This is a genomic window from Pirellulales bacterium (assembly GCA_033762255.1).
Classification (GTDB): Bacteria; Planctomycetota; Planctomycetia; order Pirellulales; family JALHPA01; genus JANRLT01.
This window is the reverse complement of sequence record JANRLT010000021.1, coordinates 314,051-336,558: the sequence shown is the minus strand read 5'-3', so window position 1 is coordinate 336,558 and position 22,508 is coordinate 314,051. Positions and strand designations below refer to the sequence as shown.

At 53.9% G+C, this 22,508-nt stretch carries 16 protein-coding genes and 1 tRNA gene; 11 read left to right on the top strand and 6 right to left on the bottom strand.

Translation table 11 applies throughout. The features are described 5' to 3' along the window. Window positions 1-539 precede the first annotated feature (539 nt). The 3 genes from SFX18_06920 to SFX18_06910 are packed head-to-tail and all read right to left on the bottom strand — an operon-like array spanning window position 540 to window position 3,006. The gene (locus SFX18_06920) at window positions 540-902 is read right to left on the bottom strand and encodes a hypothetical protein (GenBank protein ID MDX1962865.1); all 363 of its coding nucleotides are present in this window, start codon (window positions 900-902) and stop codon (window positions 540-542) included. 42 nt (window positions 903-944) lie between these two features. Then, window positions 945-1,634: a hypothetical protein gene (locus SFX18_06915; GenBank protein ID MDX1962864.1), complete on the bottom strand. Its 690-nt coding sequence runs from the start codon at window positions 1,632-1,634 to the stop codon at window positions 945-947. A gap of 1 nt (window position 1,635) precedes the next feature. Beyond that, window positions 1,636-3,006 carry a polymorphic toxin-type HINT domain-containing protein gene (locus tag SFX18_06910; protein ID MDX1962863.1) on the bottom strand — a complete coding sequence of 457 codons (1,371 nt, stop codon included), beginning with the start codon at window positions 3,004-3,006 and terminating at the stop codon, window positions 1,636-1,638. A gap of 639 nt (window positions 3,007-3,645) precedes the next feature. On the opposite strand from SFX18_06910, the gene SFX18_06905 reads away from it, so the two are divergent. The 7 genes from SFX18_06905 to SFX18_06875 all read left to right on the top strand — a co-directional run bounded on the left by SFX18_06905 (window position 3,646) and on the right by SFX18_06875 (window position 10,690). Continuing rightward, window positions 3,646-4,068 carry a hypothetical protein gene (locus SFX18_06905; protein ID MDX1962862.1) on the top strand — a complete coding sequence of 141 codons (423 nt, stop codon included), beginning with the start codon at window positions 3,646-3,648 and terminating at the stop codon, window positions 4,066-4,068. A 44-nt stretch (window positions 4,069-4,112) separates the two neighbouring features. Next, the gene (locus tag SFX18_06900) at window positions 4,113-4,442 is read left to right on the top strand and encodes a hypothetical protein (protein MDX1962861.1); all 330 of its coding nucleotides are present in this window, start codon (window positions 4,113-4,115) and stop codon (window positions 4,440-4,442) included. A 26-nt stretch (window positions 4,443-4,468) separates the two neighbouring features. Next, complete coding sequence (locus tag SFX18_06895) at window positions 4,469-5,242, top strand: hypothetical protein (GenBank protein MDX1962860.1); 774 nt, start codon at window positions 4,469-4,471, stop codon at window positions 5,240-5,242. A gap of 61 nt (window positions 5,243-5,303) precedes the next feature. Further along, window positions 5,304-5,507 (top strand): hypothetical protein, encoded by a 204-nt coding sequence (locus tag SFX18_06890; GenBank protein ID MDX1962859.1) that lies wholly within the window; start codon window positions 5,304-5,306, stop codon window positions 5,505-5,507. A gap of 714 nt (window positions 5,508-6,221) precedes the next feature. Next, window positions 6,222-6,992, top strand: a complete 771-nt coding sequence (locus SFX18_06885; GenBank protein ID MDX1962858.1) for a hypothetical protein — start codon at window positions 6,222-6,224, stop codon at window positions 6,990-6,992. A 243-nt stretch (window positions 6,993-7,235) separates the two neighbouring features. Continuing rightward, complete coding sequence (locus SFX18_06880; GenBank protein MDX1962857.1) at window positions 7,236-7,475, top strand: DUF1580 domain-containing protein; 240 nt, start codon at window positions 7,236-7,238, stop codon at window positions 7,473-7,475. A gap of 317 nt (window positions 7,476-7,792) precedes the next feature. Then, window positions 7,793-10,690: a YfjI family protein gene (locus SFX18_06875; protein ID MDX1962856.1), complete on the top strand. Its 2,898-nt coding sequence runs from the start codon at window positions 7,793-7,795 to the stop codon at window positions 10,688-10,690. A 1,668-nt stretch (window positions 10,691-12,358) separates the two neighbouring features. Here the strand turns inward: SFX18_06875 and SFX18_06870 are convergent. Both SFX18_06870 and SFX18_06865 read right to left on the bottom strand, forming a co-directional pair. Further along, window positions 12,359-12,431, bottom strand: a tRNA-Asn gene (locus SFX18_06870). 980 nt (window positions 12,432-13,411) lie between these two features. Further along, window positions 13,412-14,485, bottom strand: a complete 1,074-nt coding sequence (locus SFX18_06865) for a 3-isopropylmalate dehydrogenase (protein ID MDX1962855.1) — start codon at window positions 14,483-14,485, stop codon at window positions 13,412-13,414. 344 nt (window positions 14,486-14,829) lie between these two features. On the opposite strand from SFX18_06865, the gene SFX18_06860 reads away from it, so the two are divergent. The 4 genes from SFX18_06860 (at window position 14,830) to SFX18_06845 (ending at window position 19,975) form a co-directional block, all read left to right on the top strand. Beyond that, a complete protein-coding gene (locus tag SFX18_06860; protein ID MDX1962854.1) occupies window positions 14,830-15,981 on the top strand; it encodes an iron-containing alcohol dehydrogenase in 1,152 nt (383 codons plus the stop codon). Between the two features lie 290 nt (window positions 15,982-16,271). Further along, window positions 16,272-16,931, top strand: coding sequence for a hypothetical protein (locus SFX18_06855; GenBank protein MDX1962853.1), 660 nt, complete (start codon window positions 16,272-16,274; stop codon window positions 16,929-16,931). A gap of 206 nt (window positions 16,932-17,137) precedes the next feature. Next, window positions 17,138-18,772, top strand: coding sequence for an SPFH domain-containing protein (locus SFX18_06850; protein ID MDX1962852.1), 1,635 nt, complete (start codon window positions 17,138-17,140; stop codon window positions 18,770-18,772). A 711-nt stretch (window positions 18,773-19,483) separates the two neighbouring features. Next, the gene (locus SFX18_06845) at window positions 19,484-19,975 is read left to right on the top strand and encodes a hypothetical protein (protein ID MDX1962851.1); all 492 of its coding nucleotides are present in this window, start codon (window positions 19,484-19,486) and stop codon (window positions 19,973-19,975) included. Between the two features lie 218 nt (window positions 19,976-20,193). Here SFX18_06845 and SFX18_06840 read toward each other — a convergent pair whose 3' ends face one another. Then, window positions 20,194-22,314 carry a glycoside hydrolase family 97 protein gene (locus tag SFX18_06840; protein MDX1962850.1) on the bottom strand — a complete coding sequence of 707 codons (2,121 nt, stop codon included), beginning with the start codon at window positions 22,312-22,314 and terminating at the stop codon, window positions 20,194-20,196. Window positions 22,315-22,508 lie beyond the last annotated feature (194 nt).

The following is a 22,508-nucleotide window of genomic DNA, read 5'->3' as shown; positions in this document are numbered from 1 at the left end:
TGGCTGGAACTCCGTTCCCAGTGGCGTGGATGTCAGATACCCGCACCGCTAGTAACGTCCAGCCATGTTTTTTACAACCCCAATTCCCCCTGCGGGAAATTATTTTATTGACATAAATTGCGTTTCAGATTAGGGTCCGCCTAGTGAAAAAATCCTGCAATGATTGAGTACTTCTGTAATTGATAGTCTTGAGTGGAATCTCGTAATCGGCAAAATACAGCGGGTAGCCCAGGTGATTCGCAAGGGTACCCAAGGAACTTGTTCCTTGGCCGCGCAGCGGCAAGAAGCATTTCTACAAATATTTCCGCTACATCCAGTGGGCTTCTTATGCTGCGCACACGGGAACAAGTTTCAGTGCAAGCCGTCGATTGGCGGTAATTCCGCAAAAAATAAGAAAAGCTCCCCGGGCCACACCCTTTACGAACCGATTCTCTGTTTTGGGATGTTTCTAACTCCTGATTCAGTCAGTACTTGTATAGTTCGAGTCGGATTTGGTGGCGAATGCCAAAGCCGCCGGGTTACAAAACTGCCCAGGCGGATTAACGCTGAAGCATTATCACAATGAACGTCCACATCAGGGTGAGGGGATCGAAAATGAACTTTTGATTCGCACGAAGCAACCCGGGCGGCCGAAGACCACGTGCGGCAACCGGCGGGACGAGGCTGTTCCGCTGAACGATATCCGCTGCAAACAGCGGTTGGGCGGATTGCTCAAAAGTTACAGCCGTCGCACGGCGTGACGTCTCTTGAGCATGGTCTCTTTTCCCCAATTTAACCGCGCTATCGGTGCGCGCAATGGATGAAAATCCATCACCGCACGGTTCTTTTAGTGCTGGTTGCTGTCGATTTGTTGCGATCTTCGTCACAGGAACTTCAGATTTCACTAACCATTTTTGTTGCAAAAGTCACGCGACTATTTTTGGCACGGGGCGCGCGGAACTCATTTAAGCGATTGCCCTGAAAAATTCCCAGCCTGGTTCATTTGCAATACGGCTTGCCATAATTTGAACCCGTACCATTAATTCACGTTTGTGTGAATATACGGTTCTTTTTGTCAACCAATTCGGATCTCCTTCTACGACTCCGCAGTATTGTGCAATTAGTGCAATTGCTTGCTTGTAACACAATTCGCCATTTGGAATACAGACAACTTGTTGATTTAAAATGCGATTCACTTGTTCATTTATATTGAAAGTATAAGTTACGTTTGGATGATATTCCAAATACTTTGCAGCTGCATTCCTTGCGTTCTTACTGTTATCTAGCAAAATTGTTAGACAATCTCCTGCAAATTGCTTTATGGCGGAAAAATATTCCTTTTCACAACGATCAATAAATGCACTACGATCTGCTTTCGAATCAAGAGAACTATATCCTGTCAATTTGTCTTGTGCTGCTTCTATAAAAGACCTATAGTACCCAAGCCCTTTTAATGCAGTTCGTCCTGGAACAATTGTTAGTTCTAATCCAGCGGCGATCTTATCACCTCGGATATTATGATGAAAGTTTATTCTCTCAAAATGCGAGTTTGTGATAGCACGTGTTATGACAAATTGCATACAACGTGGTTCGAAAAAACTCAAAGCAAAGCCATGCTCGCTAAACTTGGCTAGAACTGATTTGTAATCAAGCATTTTAAAGCTCCAATACATAGTAAGAGATTCCATGCTTACGCAAAATCCTAGTCAACTCAGAAGCTCTCCCTGTCTCCGGTAATATAGTCAACCCATACCACTCAATATTTTTGATTTCGAGAAGATTGTTTAACAGCCAACCATCTTGTTCCGCTTGACGTAATTTACTTAAATACCGAAGATAGCTATCAGAATGGGGATTGCTAAAGTCAATACTATTCCAATCTAATGTCGTTGCTTCATAGATTGTGCCTGTAGTTTCAATATAATGGTCAGGAATTCGGTTGCCCCATTTTCCATTACTCCATGGAAATTCATCGAAAGGCCTTTTGTTTGGTACACCTCCCGCTACTATTCGCTCAAAAGCAGTTGCATTAGGAGTACGGCCAAAGGACTTGAGTCGTAATTCCGCATTAATTGCTTCCAGCGACACAAAGCCATCACAGCTAATCACATTATGCACCAGCACTTCGCCGTGTCCGACGGTGTAGCTGTGCAGGTCATCGACGGTGAAATTATACACTTGGCAGAGGGCGTCTTCCAGGGCAATCGCCCGCAAAACGCATTCCTGGGATTTAACCGCAGCGGCACCGCTTCGGGTCAGCAGCACATCCCCCGGCAGTAGATATGCGGCGTCCACCCAGCGGCCGATGATCGCCGCTCCCTCGGGCAAGGCCGGACAATGCTCCGGTGGGGGCCGACGGTCCAAATCCTCTCCTCTAACGACCCAAAAAGGGTGATGGGCAGTCGCCCGTAGCGTTTCACCATCAATCGTCAGCCGGACCAGTTTGCCGGAATAGTTGAGCGAGCGGGTATTGGTGACCGCGCAACTTTCCCAAAGCCCAGTCAACAAATTTAACCCGTGGACGACATCCCCGGCAATAATTGCTTCTACCGGTTTGAGTCCCGCAGAGGTATTGATCAACGTGCCAGCCGGGAAGCAGCCGTCATTGTTGATGATTTTCAGCCTGCTATCCGCCAAATCGTCAACGAACCGGGAAGTCGCTTGACCCCCGATTGGGCTACCATTGGGGTGTTGGGCCACCAACCGCCCGGCGTCGTCGAGCTTTGAGAGTGCCCCAGTGGGCGATTCCTTGGCCAACGTCGCCAAACCGTCCGGCGTGAACGTGTCGATTTGCCGCAAGGCCCGGCTGGCGTCCCCCAGCTTATCGGCGGCAAACGCCACCTCGTGGACATTATCGGCGTATTTGAACGTGCGGGCGAGCCAATTCGCCCCTTTGGCCAGTGTTCCAACGCCGGCGGTCAGCAGGTAATCGCCAAAGAGTTCGGCGGCCAGCGCGATGGTGCGGTAGCCCCGCGCCTTGTCCGCGGCGGTCAGCGGGTAGCCCAGATGATTCGCAAGGGTACCCAAGGAACTTGTTCCTTGGCCGCGCAGCGGCAAGAAGCATTTCTACAAATATTTCCGCTACATCCAGTGGGCTTCTTGTGCTGCGCACACCGGAACAAGTTCCAGTGCAACCCGTAGGTCGGCGGAAATTCCGCAAAATAAGAAAGCTCCCCGAAACCGACCCTCTTCGTAACAATACTCTCTTTTGCGATTTTGCTAACTCCTGAATTGGCCTGAACTTACGTAGTTCGAGGCGGTTTCGGTGGCAAAAACCGAAACCGACGGGTTACAAATTATGCCAAGTGAGTTAACAGCAATGCCCAAGTAGTCTCGCTGCACGAAATTCGCTGCCGGCAACGACTCGGCGGGATGTTGAAAAGTTACAGTCGCCGGGCGGCTTAATGGACGCTGATGGCAACCGGCGCGACGATCTGCGATGCGAAGATCAACTGTGCAACCCGTACGCGCCGAGCGGGGAAATCTGTGGTTCGGCGCTCGTGTGCGGTGGAATAATTGCATATTCTTCATGGGTCGTCAGCGAGTAATGGCGTTCCCACCTCTTCAGGCTTACGATTTTTCAGATTCGATTGCGTCATTTTTGGGGTTACACTATTTTTGGCACAGGGCGGAACGTACGCGATGGCCATTTTCCCGGAGTTCGGCATGCCGGGAAAAGCGCACTCCCCGAATGAAAACGGCCCTGTCTCCGGGGCGGCCGAAGAGGGGGCCGTGTTAACCGCGAACCCATTGGTTCGCGATGTGGGTGAAAAAGCTCCCCCGGTAGGACTCGAAGGGGAAATTATAACCCTCTTTTGTGACAAGCACTTACGTCAAATAGCCAATTTATTTGGCACACTTTCCGGCACACTAAAAGCGGAACTCTCGGATTTAGCCCAAGTTTGGCCCCGGCTCCCCCCCGATACCCGCCAGCAAGTCTTGGCGATTGTGTTAAGTGCCCTCTCAAAGGGCACCCCGAGTGGTGATTTTCAGAACTCTTTAGGCGGTGACAGTGACATAACCCCCGAAAACGCGGGAGTTATGGGGGTATTGTCACCCGCAACCGTGTCCGCGACGGATTCGCGGTAGTTTTTTTCTTGATTGCCCTCAGGGCAGAAATGGATTGGTGTTAGATGTCAGATACCCAGAACATTGCCGACCTTTGGCAAGCGAACCTCGATTTGATGCGGGAGCGGAACCCGCGACTATCGCCAATAGCGTTGACCGCCAAGTTGGTGCGGGAGCAACCGCTTTTGCATCAACAATTTTTGGCGGCGGCAAACGCCCGGCAGGGGGCACGGCACGAAAAGCCCGGCACCAAGGCCCGCCCGGCCCAAGCGGCATGGGAAGCGGCAATTGAGCAGTTGACCAGCAAGGGCATGCCGAAATCGAAAGCAACGAGCCATTTGGCTAAAACCCGGCCCGAACTGCGGAGTGCTTACATCCAAGAAGTGAATTCCTAAACCCCCAACCCCCAGGAGAATTTACCATGCCTAAGAAACCCCAGAATGACTTTGAAGTGATTGAACCCGCCCTGCCCGTAGTGGAGCAGGTGCTCGAGCTTGAACCGGCAAACGTGGCAACCCTCGAAGCCCCCCGGGCTATGAGTTTGGCCGGAATGGTTAGGAATTTAACCCGCGACTTAAGCCGGTTAGCTACCCCAGGTGAAGTTAATTTGATTGTGAATTTGGCTTTTAGCAGTACGGCCAAACACTACGGGGCAGACCTCGCCCGGTTTGTTTTGTCAAAAAACGATAGCGGCGGGAATTGCTTGCTAGTCGGTGGCGATCCCAACGCCCATTTGAGCGGGATTTTAGCCAACAACGGCGACCCGTCCCGATTCTTTTTTGCAAGTTTGAGTGATGCCCAAGAACTGGCCAGTAACTTCCCAATTCTGGCTTTGTTCCCGCCCGCCAAACTTGGCCCGGATGGCGCCGAACCCTGGCTAGAATTGGCCCAACAGGCGGCAAATTCTGGGGCGGCGGTGCTGATTGTTTGTGGCGTGAAAGGGGATGAAAGCCGTAGGCGGTGGAAACTCGACATTGGCGAGCAACCCCGTTCCATTGCCCATCGAATTTGGCTTTGCGGTACTGGCCGAACCCCAAGCGAACCGCACACGGTTTGCCCTTTTGTAGATGATGACGCGGCCCCAGGTGCCTATATTTTTAAGGAATCCGGCGGCAGCGTTTCGCTCTTGCCCGGCAGGCACAAGGATTGGCGGGCGGTGTTGCGGCACAACGGCGGTACGGATTGGACCCTTTAACTTAACCGGCCCTGGCCGTGGGATTTGCTCACGGCTGGGGCTTTTCATAGGAGCATAAAAGATGAGTGATTACCGCGAACCAAAGTATATGCCATTTCCCCGGGCGATAAAGCACGTGCCGAACCCCGAACCGTTTAGCCGACGCAAGCCGGTTGATGGGACTGCCAAACGGGTGGAGGAACTTGAATCCTCTGGCCTAAGCCGCCTGGACGCCTTGAAACGAATGGTGGCGGATTTGCGATTGCCGCCAACGCGACGAAAGTAAAACGGCGGGTGGACATTCCCCGCAAGATTCCAGTTTCGATTCGGGTGGCGTTTTTGTTCCGACTTTGTTTCGCTGTCCCGATGTGCTAAAGCTGGTGCGGCCCTCTGCCTGTTTTCTCTCAGGCAGGGGGTTTTTTATGCGCCAAGCGCGGCCAGTCACTTCGCACAGTACTGGGAAAACATGGCGGCGACCGCAAAAGCAATGAGGCCAAAGAGGATCAAGGTGACAACGTAACCTTGAATCGCGGTAACAACCAAGCCTACTTGACTGCCAGGTTACAGCGCGGACTGCCCCCCCGACCCCCCAGGTGAAACGCGGGGGGGACGCCGGAACGAATTTTGCTCAATTTTGCAGGATTCTGATCGACCGCGAATTGAGATTCTTTGCGGTAGGACCCGCGATAGGGGGGGGGGTGGGGGGACCCCTTTAATCAAGGTACTTTCTGGCCATATTTTAACATGCGGTCGAAAAAAATCGCGGAATCTCTTGCGACTTTCCACTTCCGCGATTGAGATTCTTTGCGGTGCGGTATCGGGGGGTGCTGGCGGGGGGACTGTAACCAAACGTCCAGTAGTGTCATACTGTATATGCGGTGGCTCTGTCGGGTTGCAAACCGGCGAGCGTAATCTTAGTTGCCGTGGCAGGTCGAAGCTTTTCCCTTGCCAAAGCTCCCTGCCCGGCAACGCCCGCATTACCTCTTAGGCAAGGTGATGCATGATATTCGCAACAATGCTTAAAGCGGAGAATACACGGAAGCGGCTGGCCGAACTAGCACAGGTGGAAGGGGGTAACGAACTGCAATGGGATTTGAGCCATATTGCCCCTATGCCCAGTGAGCTAGTTCTAAAGGCAATCCGTGAATCGGGCACTTGGGCAGAATTTGAAGCGGGGAGGGAAAAGACGAAAGAGCGGGCACAGGATGCAATCCGTAATCGTGATGCGAAAAGTTTGTTATGTTTGATGGCGAATCACCATAATTTGGATTTTGTTTATAGAAACATTCGCCCCCTCTGGCAGCAAGGGATGTATGAAACAGCCTTGATTGATGCCCTCGTAGCCCCACGCACAAATAACTCAAGCTTCACTCTCGGGATGAAACTTTGGATGCTTGAATTAGGGGGCAGGGAAAAGCTTTTGGCAGCGGGTGATGCTTTGCCCCCAGGTGAAACATTCACGCTATATCGGGGAGTTGCAGGGACAACCCGGGAGAGACAGGTACGCGGGGTGAGTTGGACGGATGACCTCGAAACCGCCAAGTGGTTTGCTGGGAGATTCCCTTATTTAGCGAACCCAGCGGTATATGAAACAACCGTTACCCCAGCGGAGATTTATTGCTTTATCAATGACCGGGAGGAGCGGGAATATATTTGCGTTGCCCAAAAATACCGCAAGCTGAAATTCACGCCCGAGCAGTTGCACGAAAGCTTTCTTGAAACCAATGAGCGGCGGCGGCAAGAAAACATTGCATCCAAGAGCGTGGAGTAAAAGCGGCCGGGTGCGGCACTCTCTTTGGCCCGTTAATCTCTACCCTAAATCCACTCTGGATTTTTCTCATTAGCAGCTATATCGCCCCCTTATCATCTCAAAGGCGGCTGATTTGCAGCATCAACGCCTAAATCGAATAACCGAATCTCGATTTTTCTCAGATTAAGGCTGGGTGGGCTTTATCATTGCAAAGGCGGCATGATTGTGGCCGTTTGTTGAACTCTTTTTTTAGGAGCTAGAACGATGCAAATTTTGAATGAGGAACTTGTGCGGTTGAATGAAGCGGCGGAACTTTTTCCCGCGAACCGTGGGCGAAAAATCGGTTTGAGCACTCTTTACAGGTATGCCCATAAAGGGGTGCACGGTGTCCGGCTTGAAACCGCTCTTTGCGGCGGGCATCGGGCAACAAGCCGGGAAGCGGTGCGGCGTTTTTGTGAGCGGCTCTCTCAGGCCCAGGCCGGGCAGGCGGTGGCCCATGCTTAACGAGCAAGAAGCCCTCGAAGCCCTGCGGCGGGTGAAACCCGTCAAAGCCAAAAGAATAGGCACCGATGCGGTGGGAGCGTCCAAGATTCTTGGCGTGGCTCAATCTACTTTGGCCGAGTGGCAGAAGCAAAGGAAAGTGCCATTCTGCAAAATTGGCGGGAGAGTTTTTTATTCGCTCTCTGCCCTGAAAACATGGCTAGAAAAGCTCTGCAATGAGCAAGCGGTAATCCCCCTCGAACCCCGACCCAAAAGCAAGAGAGCCAACCGGCGGCAACCGGCTGGCCCTCAATAACCCAAACGAGCAAGGAAGCTGACCCATGAAATTATACAACCCAGACGATATTTTGCGAACCCTGCAAACAATTACCGAACCCGGGCAATGCTTTGAAATTCGTGTCCTGGCGGGCACGACGCCAAGCGACCGGCGGGGCAGCGTATATTCGGGCTACTTTGATGATCCGGCTAAAGCGGTATCAGCCCTAGACGCCCAGCGGTTTGTGAGTTGGAAAGGGGCTTATTGCACACCCAACCCAGTTAAGCCCGGCCTCTTGCAAAGGGCGGTGAACAAATTTAACAGCGGAATTAAATCGGCCAGTGATGGCGATATTGTCGCCCGGCGGTGGCTCTTGGTTGACGTGGACCCAACCCGCCCTGCGGAAACAAGCAGTAGCGATGCCGAACACGCGGCGGCGGCGGAAAGAATAAACGCAATTGATAATTGGTTGTGGGAAACATTCCAATTCCCGCCCGCTATCGTGGCCGACTCTGGCAACGGTGGGCACTTGCTCTATAGAGTGGACCTGCCCGCCGATGATAACGGGCTAATTAAGAAAGTGCTCGAAGCAATCGCGGCTGAGTGGGATGACGAAACTTGCAAAGTGGATTGCAGCGTTTTTAACCCGGCCCGAATTTGGCGGTGGTATGGAAGTTTGGCTTGCAAAGGCGACCGCGACGGCGACAAGCTCACGCCCCCCAGGCCGTGGCGGCAGAGCAAAATTCTTGTGGTGCCCGATGCCCTCGAACCCGTGCCCCTCGACAAGCTCGAAGCGGTAGCGGCTTTGGCTCCACAACCCCAGCAACCCGCCAAGGTGGCTCACAGCAACGGCTATCACAGCAACGGGCAATTCGACCTCGAAGCCCTCTTGCGTAACTATAGCGGGCGGGTACAAGGCCCCAGCGACTACGCGGGGAAAAATGGGCGGGGTAAGCTTTGGAAGCTTATCCCCTGCCCCTGGAACTCTCAACACGATAAGGGCGAGTGTTGCGTTATCCAATTTGATGGCGGCGGGATTAGTGCGGGTTGCTTTCACAATTCGTGCTCTGGCAAAAGCTGGACAGATTTGCGGGATATTCTCGAACCCAACTGGCGGGAAGCAAAGGCCCAGCGGCAAGCCGAGTATGAACAAAAGCAACGTGACAAAAAGACAGCGGGAACGTGGCGGGAGATGCTAAACGGCAAGCCCACAACTGCCCCGATTGTGAAGCCCGCGAATGATTGGGTGCCGTTTCCCGTGGGTGCTCTGCCCCAGGTAATGCGGAATTATGTGCGGGAGCTTGCGGCAAGTGTCCAGTGTGACGAAAGCTTTGTGGCTTTGCCCCTCTTGGCATTAGCTGGGAGTGCTATTGGTGCAACGCGGCGGTTACGATTAACCCCAAGCTGGACGGTGCCCCCTATACTCTGGGTAGCGGTATTGGGTGAAAGCGGACGAAAGAAAAGCCCGGCTCTAATCGCAATTAAGAACCTGATACAGAAGCGGCAAGACGTAGAGTTTCGTGAGCATGAACGCCTCGAAGCGGAATACCAAGAGCAACAAACGCTCTATGAACGGGAGCTTGCAACGTGGAAGAAAAATACCAAGCAGGACGGGGAACCCCCCCCACAAAAGCCCCAACCGCCAACCGCCCGGCGTTATCTGGTTGAGGATTGCACGCTTGAAACCTTGGCCAAGATTCTCAAAGAGAACCCTAAGGGAGTGCTCCGCTATTCGGAGGAACTTGGAAGCTGGCTCAGTTTCGGGGAATACAAGAAAGATTCACGCGGCGACCTTAACCGGTGGCTCAGCCTATGGAATGGCGACAGCGTGACAATCGACCGGGCGAGCCATGCCCAGCGGACAACCCATATTCCGCGAACGGCAATTAGCATTTTTGGCGGGACTCAGCCCGAAACTTTGGCGGCGACCTTTGGGCGGCATGAACTGGCGAGTGGACTGGCGGCACGGTTGCTATTCTGCCAACCCCCGGCCCGGTTGTGTGTGTGGCGGGATGACCACCCGCCCTTGCAGTTTGAGCAACCGATGCGGGAGCGGATTTATGAATTGCAGGATTTGAGCTTTGTCAGCGGCGGGCAGTTTAAACCGCACGATTTTAGCGGAACGGATTTGGTGATTCACACAACCGAACCCAGCGATAGCGAACTTGAACCGGTGGAGTTGACCCTGGCAAGCAATGCCAAGCCGATTTGGCGGGACTTCTATAACGCCCACAACCGGGAGACTTTTGATTTATCGGGGAACCTGGCGGCGGCATTTTCCAAGCTCGAAGCTTACGCCCCCCGGCTGGCTCTCATTCTGCAATTGACCAGCAACCCGCACGCCCGGGAAGTGGGCGAGCAGGCCCTCGAAGGGGCTATTCGTTTGGTGGAGTGGTTCAAGCTCGAAGCAACCCGGCTTTATGGGCAATTGGCACTTAGCCCCGAGCAACGGGATTGCCAACGAACCTTTGAGCTAATCCAACGGAACGGCGGCAGGATAACCGGGCGGGAGCTTATGCGGCGGGACAAGCGATTTGCTACAGCGGAAGCGGCGGAAGCTTTCCTACAGCAATTGACCGATTCTAAAATTGGCACTTGGGAACCGGTGCCCCCTGGCCCCAGAGGCGGGAAACCAACCCGCGAATTTGTGCTGGCGGGAGTGGTGACAGAACCCCCCCCGAACCCTGCCCCAACCGTGGCCCCGGTGACAATACCCCATTATTTCCCAGAGTTAAGGGGGTATTGTCAGTTGTCACCCGTAGTAGAGTGTGAAAATTCACTTTCCAACCCCGAACCGAAAACTACCCAGTTTAACACGGTGGGGGATGAAATTGACGTTAACAATTTACTCTTGGAAGCGGCGGGACAGGAGCCGGATAACACGGGGATTATGGCTTTCTTGGCGGAAGTGGCGGAACTGAAAAGACAACCCCCAGGGGGGGAGAGTGACATAGTTATTTGAAGGTACTACCCGAGCGGGAACAGGGAGTGCGGTTGCGAAAAATCACAACCGATAATCAATTATTTACCTCAGGATGAATACCGAATAGCACAATAGACAATTTGACACATAGTCAAATGCCCCGTAAAATTGTGTTATGGCACGATACCCAACACTAGCGAAACAACTAATTGCAGCAATTGATGCCGACGGGCGATCTCGTTACAGAATTGCCCTGGACGCCCAGATAGCACACGAAACATTAAGCCGGTTTTACAACGGCGAGCGTGGACTTAGCTGGCAAGCCCTAGAGAGACTAACAGCAACCCTCAAACTACAACTAACCAAGCGGCCCCGGTGACAGAACCCCCTTAATTCGGCGTAAAACTAGGGTATTGTCACTGTCACCCTTAACGAACATTCAAAAACAACCCAACGGAACATTAAAAATGGCAAGCGTGAACCGAGAACCAAACGGGAATTATCGGGTGCTCTTTGTGGGCCTAGATAAGCAGCGGCACACAATCCGGCTAGGCAGGGTGCCCGAGCGGTTTGCCAATAAGGCGGCGGAACATATCGACAGCATCTTGCACGCCCTCAAAAAGGGCTACCAACTGCCTAAGGATACCCTGGCCTGGACGGTCGATTTAACGGCTGATTTACGCTCTCGGTTTGTGAAGCTAGGTTTACTAGAGGATCAGGCCAAAACCCAGCTAGGCCCATTCCTACGGGCTTATTTGGCCGGGAGAACGGACCTAAAACCGGGAACAAAGTACAAATTGCAGATTGTAGCCGATGAGCTAATTAAGCTTTTCGGGGATGTTAAGGATATTTCCACTTTAACCGAAGCGGATGCCCGTCATTTTCAACGATATTTGGCAACCGAACTTGGGCAGGGAATAAATACGGTGCGGCGAAACTGTAGCCGTGCCAGACAATTCCTAAACCATGCCATTGAACAGCGAATTCTCACACAGAACCCATTCCGAGTGCTCAAAGGATTGGCTGTTAAATCCAACAAGCAACGGCGGTGCTTTATCACTCTGGAAACATACGCCAAGCTCTTGGATAAGTGCCCTAATCAGCAATGGCGAGCGATTGTTGCAATGGCCCGCATAGGGGGGGTACGGGTGCCCAGTGAATTGGAAAACATGATTTGGCGGGATGTATTTTGGGATTTAGGTAAGGTACGAATCAGAAGCCGTAAGACTGAGCATCACTTGGGACAAGCCGAACGGTTTATTCCCCTTTGGCCCGAGTTAAAAGCCGAATTAGCCCCCCTATTTGAGCAACCCGGCCAACCCCAACAAAAGCCCGATGCTAAAGTATTCCAACTAAGCAAAGGGGCAAAATCGAATCTCAGGACGGGATTAACCCGGATTATTGAACGGGCGGGGATCACCCCCTGGCCGATGTTATTCCAGAATCTTAGAAGCTCCCGAGCTACGGAACTTATCAAAAGCAACCCAGGGTATCTGGCCGAAGCTTGGCTCGGGCACTCTGGCAAAGTGGCGGATGAGTTTTACCGAACCATTACCGATGCCGATTACCTAGAACAAGCTGGTTTGTCCGGCACACTTTCCGGCACACTTATAGACTCGCAAGGTATCCGTACCGATACGGACCCACAAAAAAACCCCACAATTTGTGGGGTATTGGACACTGTCGGACACTATACAAACGTACAAGCTCCCCCGGTAGGACTCGAACCTACGACCCAGCGGTTAACAGCCGCTTGCTCTACCGACTGAGCTACAGGGGAATGTTACTGCCATTTGGGGACTGGCCCGGTGGCCCGCCCCGGCGGTCGGTTGTCAGAATATGTTATTCTACTTGGTTTTTGGCACCTTGCAAGCGGCCTCGAATTACCGTTTGCCCATCCAAATTTCATCCAGGCTGGCGGGGCAAATATAACCGATACAATCCGCCCGATGCGACAAAATATTTTGTAAACCTGCCGTAATTTCCCTATTCTACCACGTTAGCCTCCCGGGGATCCGACATCGCTAGGTTTACAAATATACCGTTGGAGCTAGCTCACGGTGAAAGCGGCAAAAACCGTGGGCCAGCGCCTTTTGGGTGTTTTACCCTTCTCGCATCGATGGCTGTGACAAAACAGGAAGGAGCGGAACAGGCCTCTCGGCATATTTAACCGCTTTCCGCCTACTAGCCCAAGCCCGGTGGGGTGGTCGGGTGAAATGGCAGCGCTTAGCCACTGGTGATGACGGTTATCCCCGCAGGAAAGTTCGCGGCAATAACACTGAAATGTGAAAACAAATACCAGATTGCTAGATGTCTGAGTTTGAAGACCGGAAGGGCGAGTAAAACGCGTCGGTACGGGGGAAGCGGCGAGTAAAACGCGTCGGTACGAGGGGAACGGCGAGTAAAACTCTCCGCTACGGGGGAACGTGCTCCGGTGTGCGTGTGGCTAACAAACTCCGTTTCTCTACTCCTCCAAACTCCACAGCTCCATTACTCCACAGTTCCAAACTCCACGCATCCATTCCCATTTCCCAATAGGTAATTTTTACAAAAGGGAATGTTTCCAACGGGAGAGGGAGAAATGCACGACATGCCGTTCCCAGGATGCGTCGCACATCACGAAGTATCTTGCCGCATCGGGCTATAAGATTTACTACACCGCCAGACGTTGGCGTTGCTTAGTGACCCTAAATGCAAAAGCTCCGGCGGCCCCAACTGCCGCCGTCAAAAGGCAAATCCACCGCATGAATAACCAGTTTATTATAGTTCCGCCACGACCAGGTCCCCCACCTCGGGCGTGGAGTGTCCCATTTTGCCGGCGGCTTGGCTTTTCATCTTGGTGCCGGTGACTTTCATCACGGCGTCCAGGATCCGCTGGCCCGCGCGGGGTTGGCCGCTATGTTCTAGCAGCATGCCCATGGCATTGATCGCGGCGATGGGGTTAATCACTTTTTGGCCGGTGTACTTGGGGGCGCTGCCACCCATTGGTTCGTACATGCTGACACCGCCGGGGTCGGGGTTGAGGTTTCCCCCCGCCGCCACGCCCAGGCCCCCCTGGATCATCGCCCCCAGGTCGGTGATGATATCTCCAAACATGTTGGTGGTGACGATCACATCATAATATTCGGGTGACTTGACCATCCACATGCAGCAGGCGTCGACGTGGTTGTAGTCAGCCTTGACATCGGGGTATTCGCGGGCGACATCCTGAAAAGTCCGCCACCATAGGTCATGCCCATAGGTCAGGACGTTAGTCTTGGCGACCAGGGTTAACATTTTGCCCTTGGGGTTGTTCCGTTTGCGGGTGTATTCAAAGGCCCAGCGGATGCAGCGTTCGCACCCTTTGCGGGTGTAAATGGCGGTTTGTTGGGCGACTTCGTCGGGGGTGTGTTTTTTGAGCCAACCGCCGATACCGGCGTACAGGTCTTCGGTGTTTTCGCGCACGACGACAAAGTCGATATCGGCGGGACCTTTGTCCCGCAGCGGGGTTTCTACCCCCGGAAAGAGCTTGACCGGCCGCAGATTGATGTACTGGTCAAGCTGAAAACGCAGTTCCAGCAGCAACCCTTTTTCCAGGATGCCCGGTGCCACGTCGGGATGCCCCACCGCCCCCAGGTAAATCGCGTCAAATTTACGCAGGACGTCCGCCCCCCCGGCGGGCAAGGTTTCCTTGGTCCGCAGGTAGCGTTCTCCCCCCCAGTCAAACGTGGTCGTTTCGTAGGAAAAATTTTCTAATTTGGCAATGGCGGCCAATACCTTCAGGGCTTCGGCGGTGACTTCGGGGCCGGTGCCGTCGCCAGGAATGACCGCAATTTTCAGGGAGTTTTTGCTCATGGACCAACAATTCGTGGGTAAAGATTTAAAACAGGTGAGAATAATCCGCGGAAAACGCGACAATCCTGTCCGGTTGGGTAAAGCGTCAGTTTAGCAAGGACGCTCGTTCCTTTGAAGCGGTCGGCAAGTTCGGCTCTCGGTCGCGGGGGTAAATGGATATAATGCCTTAACCCCGACCTTGCCATTTTCGCGGTTAAGGGGGCCATTCCCGCCAAAAAACCGACCGAGAAGGGGCAGATACCCGCCCGTGGCCCCGTCCAATTCCTTATAAGTTGCCGCAATCCCTGTTCACAAAAGAATCTAGCCAATTTTTTTCCCGCTAATCCCTGATCCCCGGCCTACGCATGACACCGTTTGATTTGCAGGTTCGCACGCGCATCGTCTTTGGACCCGGAGTGATACAGCAAGTTGGCGAGTTAGCGCAAAAGCTAGGAGCCAAACGGGTGTTGGTGGTCAGCGATCCGGGAATTTGCCAGGCTGGCCACACGGCCAAGGCAATCAATTCATTACAAGGGGCAGGGCTAACTACCGAGATCTTTTCCGGCGTTGGCGAAAATCCCACGACCGAGCATGTCGCCGCGGGGTTAGCGGTGGCCCGTGACTTTCAACCCGATTTGCTCATCGGCATGGGCGGGGGAAGCTCGATGGATTGCGCCAAGGGGATCAATTTTTTATTTACGAATGGGGGCGAAATCCGCGATTACTGGGGAATTGGCAAGGCCCGCGAATGGCTGCTCCCCATGATCGGCATCCCCACGACCGCGGGGACCGGCAGCGAAGCGCAGTCCTTTGCCCTGATTAGCACGCCCGACACCCACGTGAAAATGGCCTGCGGCGACAAGAAAGCGGCGTTTCGGATTGCGATATTAGATCCAGAACTGACATTGACGCAGCCACCGCGGGTGACGGCGCTCACCGGGATCGACGCCCTTTCACACGCGGTGGAAAGCTACGTCACTAAGTCGCGTAATCCCGCGTCGATGATGTTTGCCCGCGAGGCATGGCGGTTGTTGGCGGGAAATCTACATCAAGTACTGCTGCGGCCGGACGATTTGCAGGCGCGCGGGGCCATGCAGCTTGGCGCTTGCTTGGCGGGGTTGGCCATCGAAAACAGCATGCTGGGCGGAGCGCATTCCCTGGCAAATCCGCTTACCGCGCGATATGACGTGGTCCACGGTCAAGCTGTCGCGGTCGTTCTGCCCGCCGTTATTCGCTACAACGGACGAGAATTTGACCCCTTATATCATGATCTATTGGCTGCGGCCGCGGGTTTGCCCGAAATGCCCCCTGCTAGTTCTGGTAGCGCTGGCCTAGCGGAGTTTGTCCATTCGCGGATCGGATTGGCGGGGTTAAAGGATCGGTTGCGCGACTTGGATGTCAATCCAGCCGAATTGCCCCGATTGGCCGAACAAGCGGCGGAGCAGTGGACCGCCGCCCATAATCCGCGCCCCTTGACGAAGGAGGATTGTTTGGCCCTTTATCAGGAGGTGTGGTAAAAGTCGGAATAATAAAAATAGAAACTGACATATTTTGATTGCTTGCGGGGTGAATTTGCGTGCATCCGCGGTGAACTATTGTAAAATCTTTGACGTGACATAAGCACCGGATTTGATTAGGTTTAGAGTAATTTCATCCGGGTTCAGGGCGAATTCCGCCAAGATCGCGCCAGGAATCGCGAATAAGGGGGTAATAAAATTTGCGGTTATCATGTCCATTTATTGTTTGACATGATATCGCTTACTTTTCGCCTGACCGCAATATTTTGGGAGTTGCCAGTATTATGCTAATGCTAATTTTTTTGTTCTGCGCCATTATTGGCGGCACGATCTTGGTCTGCCAGTTTGCCTTGACACTGATGGGGCTAAGTGGCGCCGAGGGGTCGGATTTTGACCTGCACACCGACGGCCTAGGCGATGCCAGCCTGTCCGGGGACGGCCATTTGGATCATCCAGGAGGGAATGGCGGTCTAGGCGGCGACGCCCACGGGGGGCAGGGGCATGACAGCGGGCACGAGCAGCATGGCTCGAGCTGGTTTTTTGGCGTGTTAACTTTTCGGACCGTGGTCACGTTTATCGCTTTTTTTGGTTTAATCGGCATGGTCGGCACATCCGCGGGTTGGCCGCAGTTGCAAACCTTGGTGGTGGCGGTCGGCAGCGGACTGATGTCGATGTACGGCGTGCAATACTTGTTGCGGCTAGCGCATCGGCTGCGCGCGGATGGGACGGTGCATATTCAGCGGGCCGTGGGGCAACCCGCGATCGTCTATTTAACCATCCCGCCCAAGAATAGCGGTCTGGGCAAGGTGCAGGTCGTATTACAAAACCGCACGATGGAATACGATGCGATGACCCCGCATGAAAAGCTTCCCACGGGAACGCGGGTGCTGGTAACGCGGGTGCTGGGGGCGGACCGGGTGGAAGTAGCGGCGGAGACGATGGCGGGCTAGCACTTTGTCAAAGCGATCGGTTCAAGTCGGGTAAATCAGCCGTTGACGCTAGCCTACGATTATTTTCGGCCGCCGGGCACAGGCCCACGGTTATGGCCAAGCCATTCGCGGGATAACGCCCGATGGCTAGTCCTCATATCCAAACGACAACAACCAGATTCATTCACACACTCTTAGGACATTCCTCATTTTTGGGGGGCGACACGATGCCTACGACACATTTTTTTGCACAGACGGCACTCTGGGCGCAATTCCAATCCGGCGGCCTTTATTTTTGGTTGGCCGTCACTGGAATCTTGGCCGCAATTATTTTCTTTGGTTTTGTCCTGCTGTTGATCTCGCGCTTTAAGCGGTGCCCCAGCAACCGCGTGCTGGTGATTTATGGTAGGACCGGCGCCGGGAATGTGTCACGCCCCATTCACGGCGGTGCGGCGTTTGTGTGGCCCTTGATCCAGGATTACGCGTACCTGAGTTTAGAGCCGATTCAAATCGAAATTCCCTTGCGTGGCGCGCTGTCCATCGAAAATATTCGCGTCAATGTCCCCAGCGTTTTTACGGTGGCCATTGGCACGACACTAGAAGTAATGAACAACGCCGCAATTCGCCTGCTGGGCCTGAACACCGCGCAGATCAAAAAACAGGCGGAGGAAATCATCTTTGGCCAGTTGCGACAAGTCATCGCCAGCATGAAGATTGAGGATATCAACCGCGACCGGGAGACATTTCAGCAGCACATTCAAAGCTCGTTGGAGCCGGAACTAAAAAAAGTCGGGTTGGTCCTGATTAACGTCAATATCACGGACATCACCGATGAAAGCGGCTACATCGACGCGATCGGCCAAAAGGCGGCCAGCCAGGCGATTCAACAAGCCCGCGGCGACGTGGCCGAGCAAGAACGGATCGGCGAAAGCCGCGTGGCCGAAGCTGACCGCGATAAACTGATCCAAGTCGCCAACGCCAATAAACTGCGCGAGATCGGCACGCGCGAGGCTGCCCGCGAACAGGCGGTCCGCGTGGCGACCCTGGAACGGGAGCAAAAAGTTGCCGAACAGCAGGCCGCGTTTGAGCGGGACACCGCCGTCAAACTGGCCGAACAAGACATGCGGGTGCGCATCGCCGAGGCCAACGCCAAGGCGGTCGATGGCGAAAACATCGCCCAAGCGGTGATCGCGGCTTCGCAGGCGGATTTGATGGTGAAAAAAGCGGACGCCTATAAAATTGGCGAGACGCGCAAACGGGAAGCGGAAGCGGCGGTGTTGGAGGTGCAAAACAGGGCCATGGCCAAAGCCGCGCTGGCCGAGGCCGAACGGGTCGAGGCGGAACGTCGCGCCGAGGTCGAAGCCCCCGCCAAAGCTGACAAAGCCCGGGCCATCGTCGAAGCGGAAGCCGCGGCCGAACGCCGCCGGATCGAGGCCGAAGGGGAAGCCAAGGCCATTTACGCCAAACTAGAGGCCGAGGCCCGCGGACAATACGAAATCATGGCAAAAAAAGCGGCGGGCTTGCGGGAAATTGTCAGCGCGTGCGGCGGGGCTCAACCGGCGTTTCAACTGCTGCTGCTGGAGCATTTTGACAATCTGGTCGATGCCAGCGCTAAAGCCATCAGCAACATCAAGTTTGACAAAGTCATTGTCTGGGAAAACGGCGGCGAGAATGGTAAAAGCCAAACAACCAACTTTTTACAAAACATGGCCCGCAGCTTGCCGCCCATGATGCAAGTCCTGCGTGATATTGGCGGCGTGGAACTGCCGGAGTCGTTTCTGAAGGTGGCTGGCGGCGGTGCATCCTCCACGCCGGAACCAATCACGCCGACTCCGTTTGAAACCAACGGCACGGTGAAGTGAGTGATGGGTGGTTAGTGGGCGGTGGATAGTACTTTTTTTACTCTGTGAGAGGTTGCCACAAAGCCACCGCTGGCATCGGCGGTATGCCAGAGGTGGGAGACGGGAGACGCGAGATGGGAGGCTAGAGATGGGAGGTGTGAGACGGGAGACAGGATTGTGGCGGGGGACGTACAATTCAGCGCCGGAGGAGCGTCATCTTTATGGCAACCGGGATTTGGTTGAATCCCTTTCTACCGCGCAGCGGTTACAGCCCTTAGCCCCGGGTTGGAGTGCAGCGACCACCCGGGGTACGCAAAATAATAAAATGTAGGGTGGGACCAGCCGCCAAACCGCCATGATTCACCAACAAAGATTGACGGCGCAGTCCCACGATTGGTGGGACTGCGCGGCAGTGGCTTTATCCCAATAGTATCTTTGATTTACCGCTGGTCACTCGCTACCAGCTACAACTGAAATTGACGGGATTGGGAACATTCCTTAATGGACTTAAGTGCTTTGCTCAATGAAAAATAAATAACTAGACAATGATTATTTCAAGGGATACGATACGTGAAAATCGCCGTGTCGCTGGCCTGGATACTACCAATCTCCCAGCGTAAAGCCTGGAAAATGTATTTATCGGCGGAAAGATTTTGGAACCTAAATCGGCTGTCAAGCGTCTATAGGTTCGGCTAGACTTTCCACCCATTCTTCCATTTTGGAGACTTCATAATGAAGACGATCTTCGCGGTGACCGCTCCGGTTTTACTATTTGGATACCTGACAGTCCTGCTTGCGGATGACAAGCCACAAGTCGTTGATATAAAACAGATTGAGGAGAATATCCAAGTTGCGACCGGTGAGGAATTCGCCATTGTGTTCAATCGAGATGGTAATAAACTTTCGCAACCCTCCAAGTCCCAAGAAACGCGCGATCCAAAGATGGCGATCAAGGTCAAACTCGCACTAACCTCCGCATCACCGGGGCTGCCACCTCGGGAGGGGGCCAAGCGACCGTATTTGGAAGTCGTAAACGAATACGAGAAGACTTTGCACTTTCGTGCGTTAGTTCGCATGAAAGGCAGCAAACAATTCTTCGAGATTCACGAAGGCATTGAACCAGTCGCAGCTAAGGAATCCATGTGCAAGTGTTGGGATTTTGACTCGCTCGTCGAGGAAATTATGCTATACGAATTTAAGCTTTCCGATCCGCCAAGCGAATGAGCCGATCGCCGAACAAGGCGGTCAACCCGAGATGCGGATCGTGTGGGTTTTGAAAGCCATTATTTCTTGGCCGCGGGGTGGCATTGGAATTTGTTCCCGTGTGCACAATACAAGCAGCCGACAGCATGTAACGCATATAATTAAAGAACTGCTTCCTGCCGCTGCGCGGCCAAGGAACAAGTTCCTTGGCTACCCGGTGGATGTCCGGGGCGCCCAAACTACGGCTTTTGCGGGGTCAACTTTGCCGCCACACCGCCCCCCGCGACCAGTTTAAGGTTGAGCTTCTCGGCAGGCGTCACGGTTGTTTGTGTTACCTGCACCTCGGTCGGTTGCTCCGCCGTGACATCGGTGTATAGGTCCGCGGTATAAAGTTGCGTTCGGTTCGTTACCGCCGAATTTTCAGCTTCACTGTTTGCCGCTAAGAAATCCAGCGGCAGTTCCAACTCCACTGGTTGGTCGCACATCCCGCCGATATACCAATCCGCCCCTTTCCGCCGGGCGATGATCAGCAACTGGCCAGTTGGCGGCGCGGTAACGTCGGCGCGCAGGACGCGTGTCTCGTCCCAGGTGGTGGGGACGTCGACCAAAAATTTTAGCCCCGGTTGATCGCGGTAGGCCGCGGGAAAGTCCACCAGCATTGGCAGATGGTCCTGAAACACCACAAACATCGCCAACTGATGGGCACGGGTTCCTAGCACGCGGGGATGTTCGTTTTGCGGTTTAAACTCGCTTGCCGTAGTTTGTCGCATCGCCCCCTGGTGGTAATCGAGCGGTCCGGCCAACATCCGCACAAACGCGATGTCCAGGTTATGCCGCGGCGTGACCCCCTCTGGTTCCCACTTGTCGTATTCCTGGTTGAGAGCCCCTTCGTAGTTGAGGACATTCGGCCAGGTCCGTTCCAGGCCCGTGGGCTTGTAGGCCCCGTGCAGGGTGAGCGTCAGGTGGTGTTTAGCGCATTTTTCGGCCATTTCGTGATAAAACGCCACCATTTCCTGATCGTCGCGGTCCATAAAATCGACCATGATCCCTTCGATCCCCCACTTTTCATACAAGGGTAGGGCGATATCGATTTGCGGCTTTAACGCCCGCCAGTGCATCCATAGTCGCAGACGCACCCCTTTTTCCTGGGCATAGCGCAACAGTTCCGGCAGGTCGATTTCCGGGACGGATTTGGTGACATCCGTCGGTCCGGTGGGGACGATCGGTCCGCCATACCAAGCGGTGTCGGTCCCGTCCAGCGAGTGATAGGGAATCCCCTGCTGGGCGCAAAAGTCGATGTAATGTTTGTGCGTGGCGGTGTTCAGCCCCGCTTTAAAATCGACCCCCTCCAGCACATAACCGTTCCACCAGGGAAAAGTCGTTTTGCCGGGTTTGATCCAGCCAGGATCGGCAATTTTGGATGGTGGATTGAGGTGAAAGATGATATTCGATTCCAGCAACTTGCCGGGATCGGCGGCGATCATAAGGACCCGCCAGGGAGAAGCAAACGTCCCCGTGCCGATGACTTTGGCTTGGTCTTCCCGCTGCGGCAGGGGAGAAAGTTTGCTCTGCAAGCGCAGGTCGGGGCTTCCTTTTTCGGTAGTATTGGACTTTTCCTCGTCATTCATTCCCGCCAAGTACATCCCGGCGTAATCGTGCAAGTTGGCCTCGGTCATGGCCACCCAGGCATGGGGCTGGGTGGTGGACCCGGGAAGATGCATCAGCAACGGCAAGCCGACCAGGTTCTTGGCGGTGATGGTTGTTAACGGCTGGACCAGGTAGTGTTTTTCGTATGACGTGGTGTAACTATCGAGCGGCAGAATCCAACCAGTCGCGTTTCGGGGAAATGTGAAAGACGTCTCCTCATCAAGCAGGACAAATTTTTGAAATCCCTTTTGCCGTGGCACCACATAGCGGAACGCCACGCCATCATTAAACACGCGGATCGCGATTTGCCAGCGTAGGGGGGTGGTTTTGCTATTTTCCCGGGTGGCATCCGCCGGGGGCAACTCTTGTAAATCCACCACCAGTTCTTGATGTTCATCACGGGCACGGGAAGTCTTTCCCACGGGAATGGTGTAATCCTCTGAGTGTTTATTGGCCAAGACTCCGGTGATTTGGCTGTTTTGACCCAAGACGACGCCATCGGCGAACCGTAGGCCAAAGTGCGCCCCGGCCACGTGCCGGTCCTGAAATTGAACCCGCAGCAAGGGCCGTCCCTGGGCGTCCACAGCCAGCGAGGCGGCAATTTTTCGGTCGGGAGACTGCGCGGTGGAGGAGCGTTGGCTGAAGGCCGGGACGGGTTGGGCCAAAAATACCAAGAGGAATAACACAATGAAGAGGGAATGCATGCGTTGCATTGTATTTCAAAGCCCTGTTAAGGTGTCGCTCAGAGGTGTTAATGTGTACCAAGCCAAAACGCATTATAATGCCGGGAATACGCTGACAAGGAAATTTTTTTCTGTATTTTTATATTGAAATATTCCTCTATCTCCCAGAACTGGATTTCCCCTACACAGCCCGATTTCCTATCAAATAGACGGTGTTGCTGAAT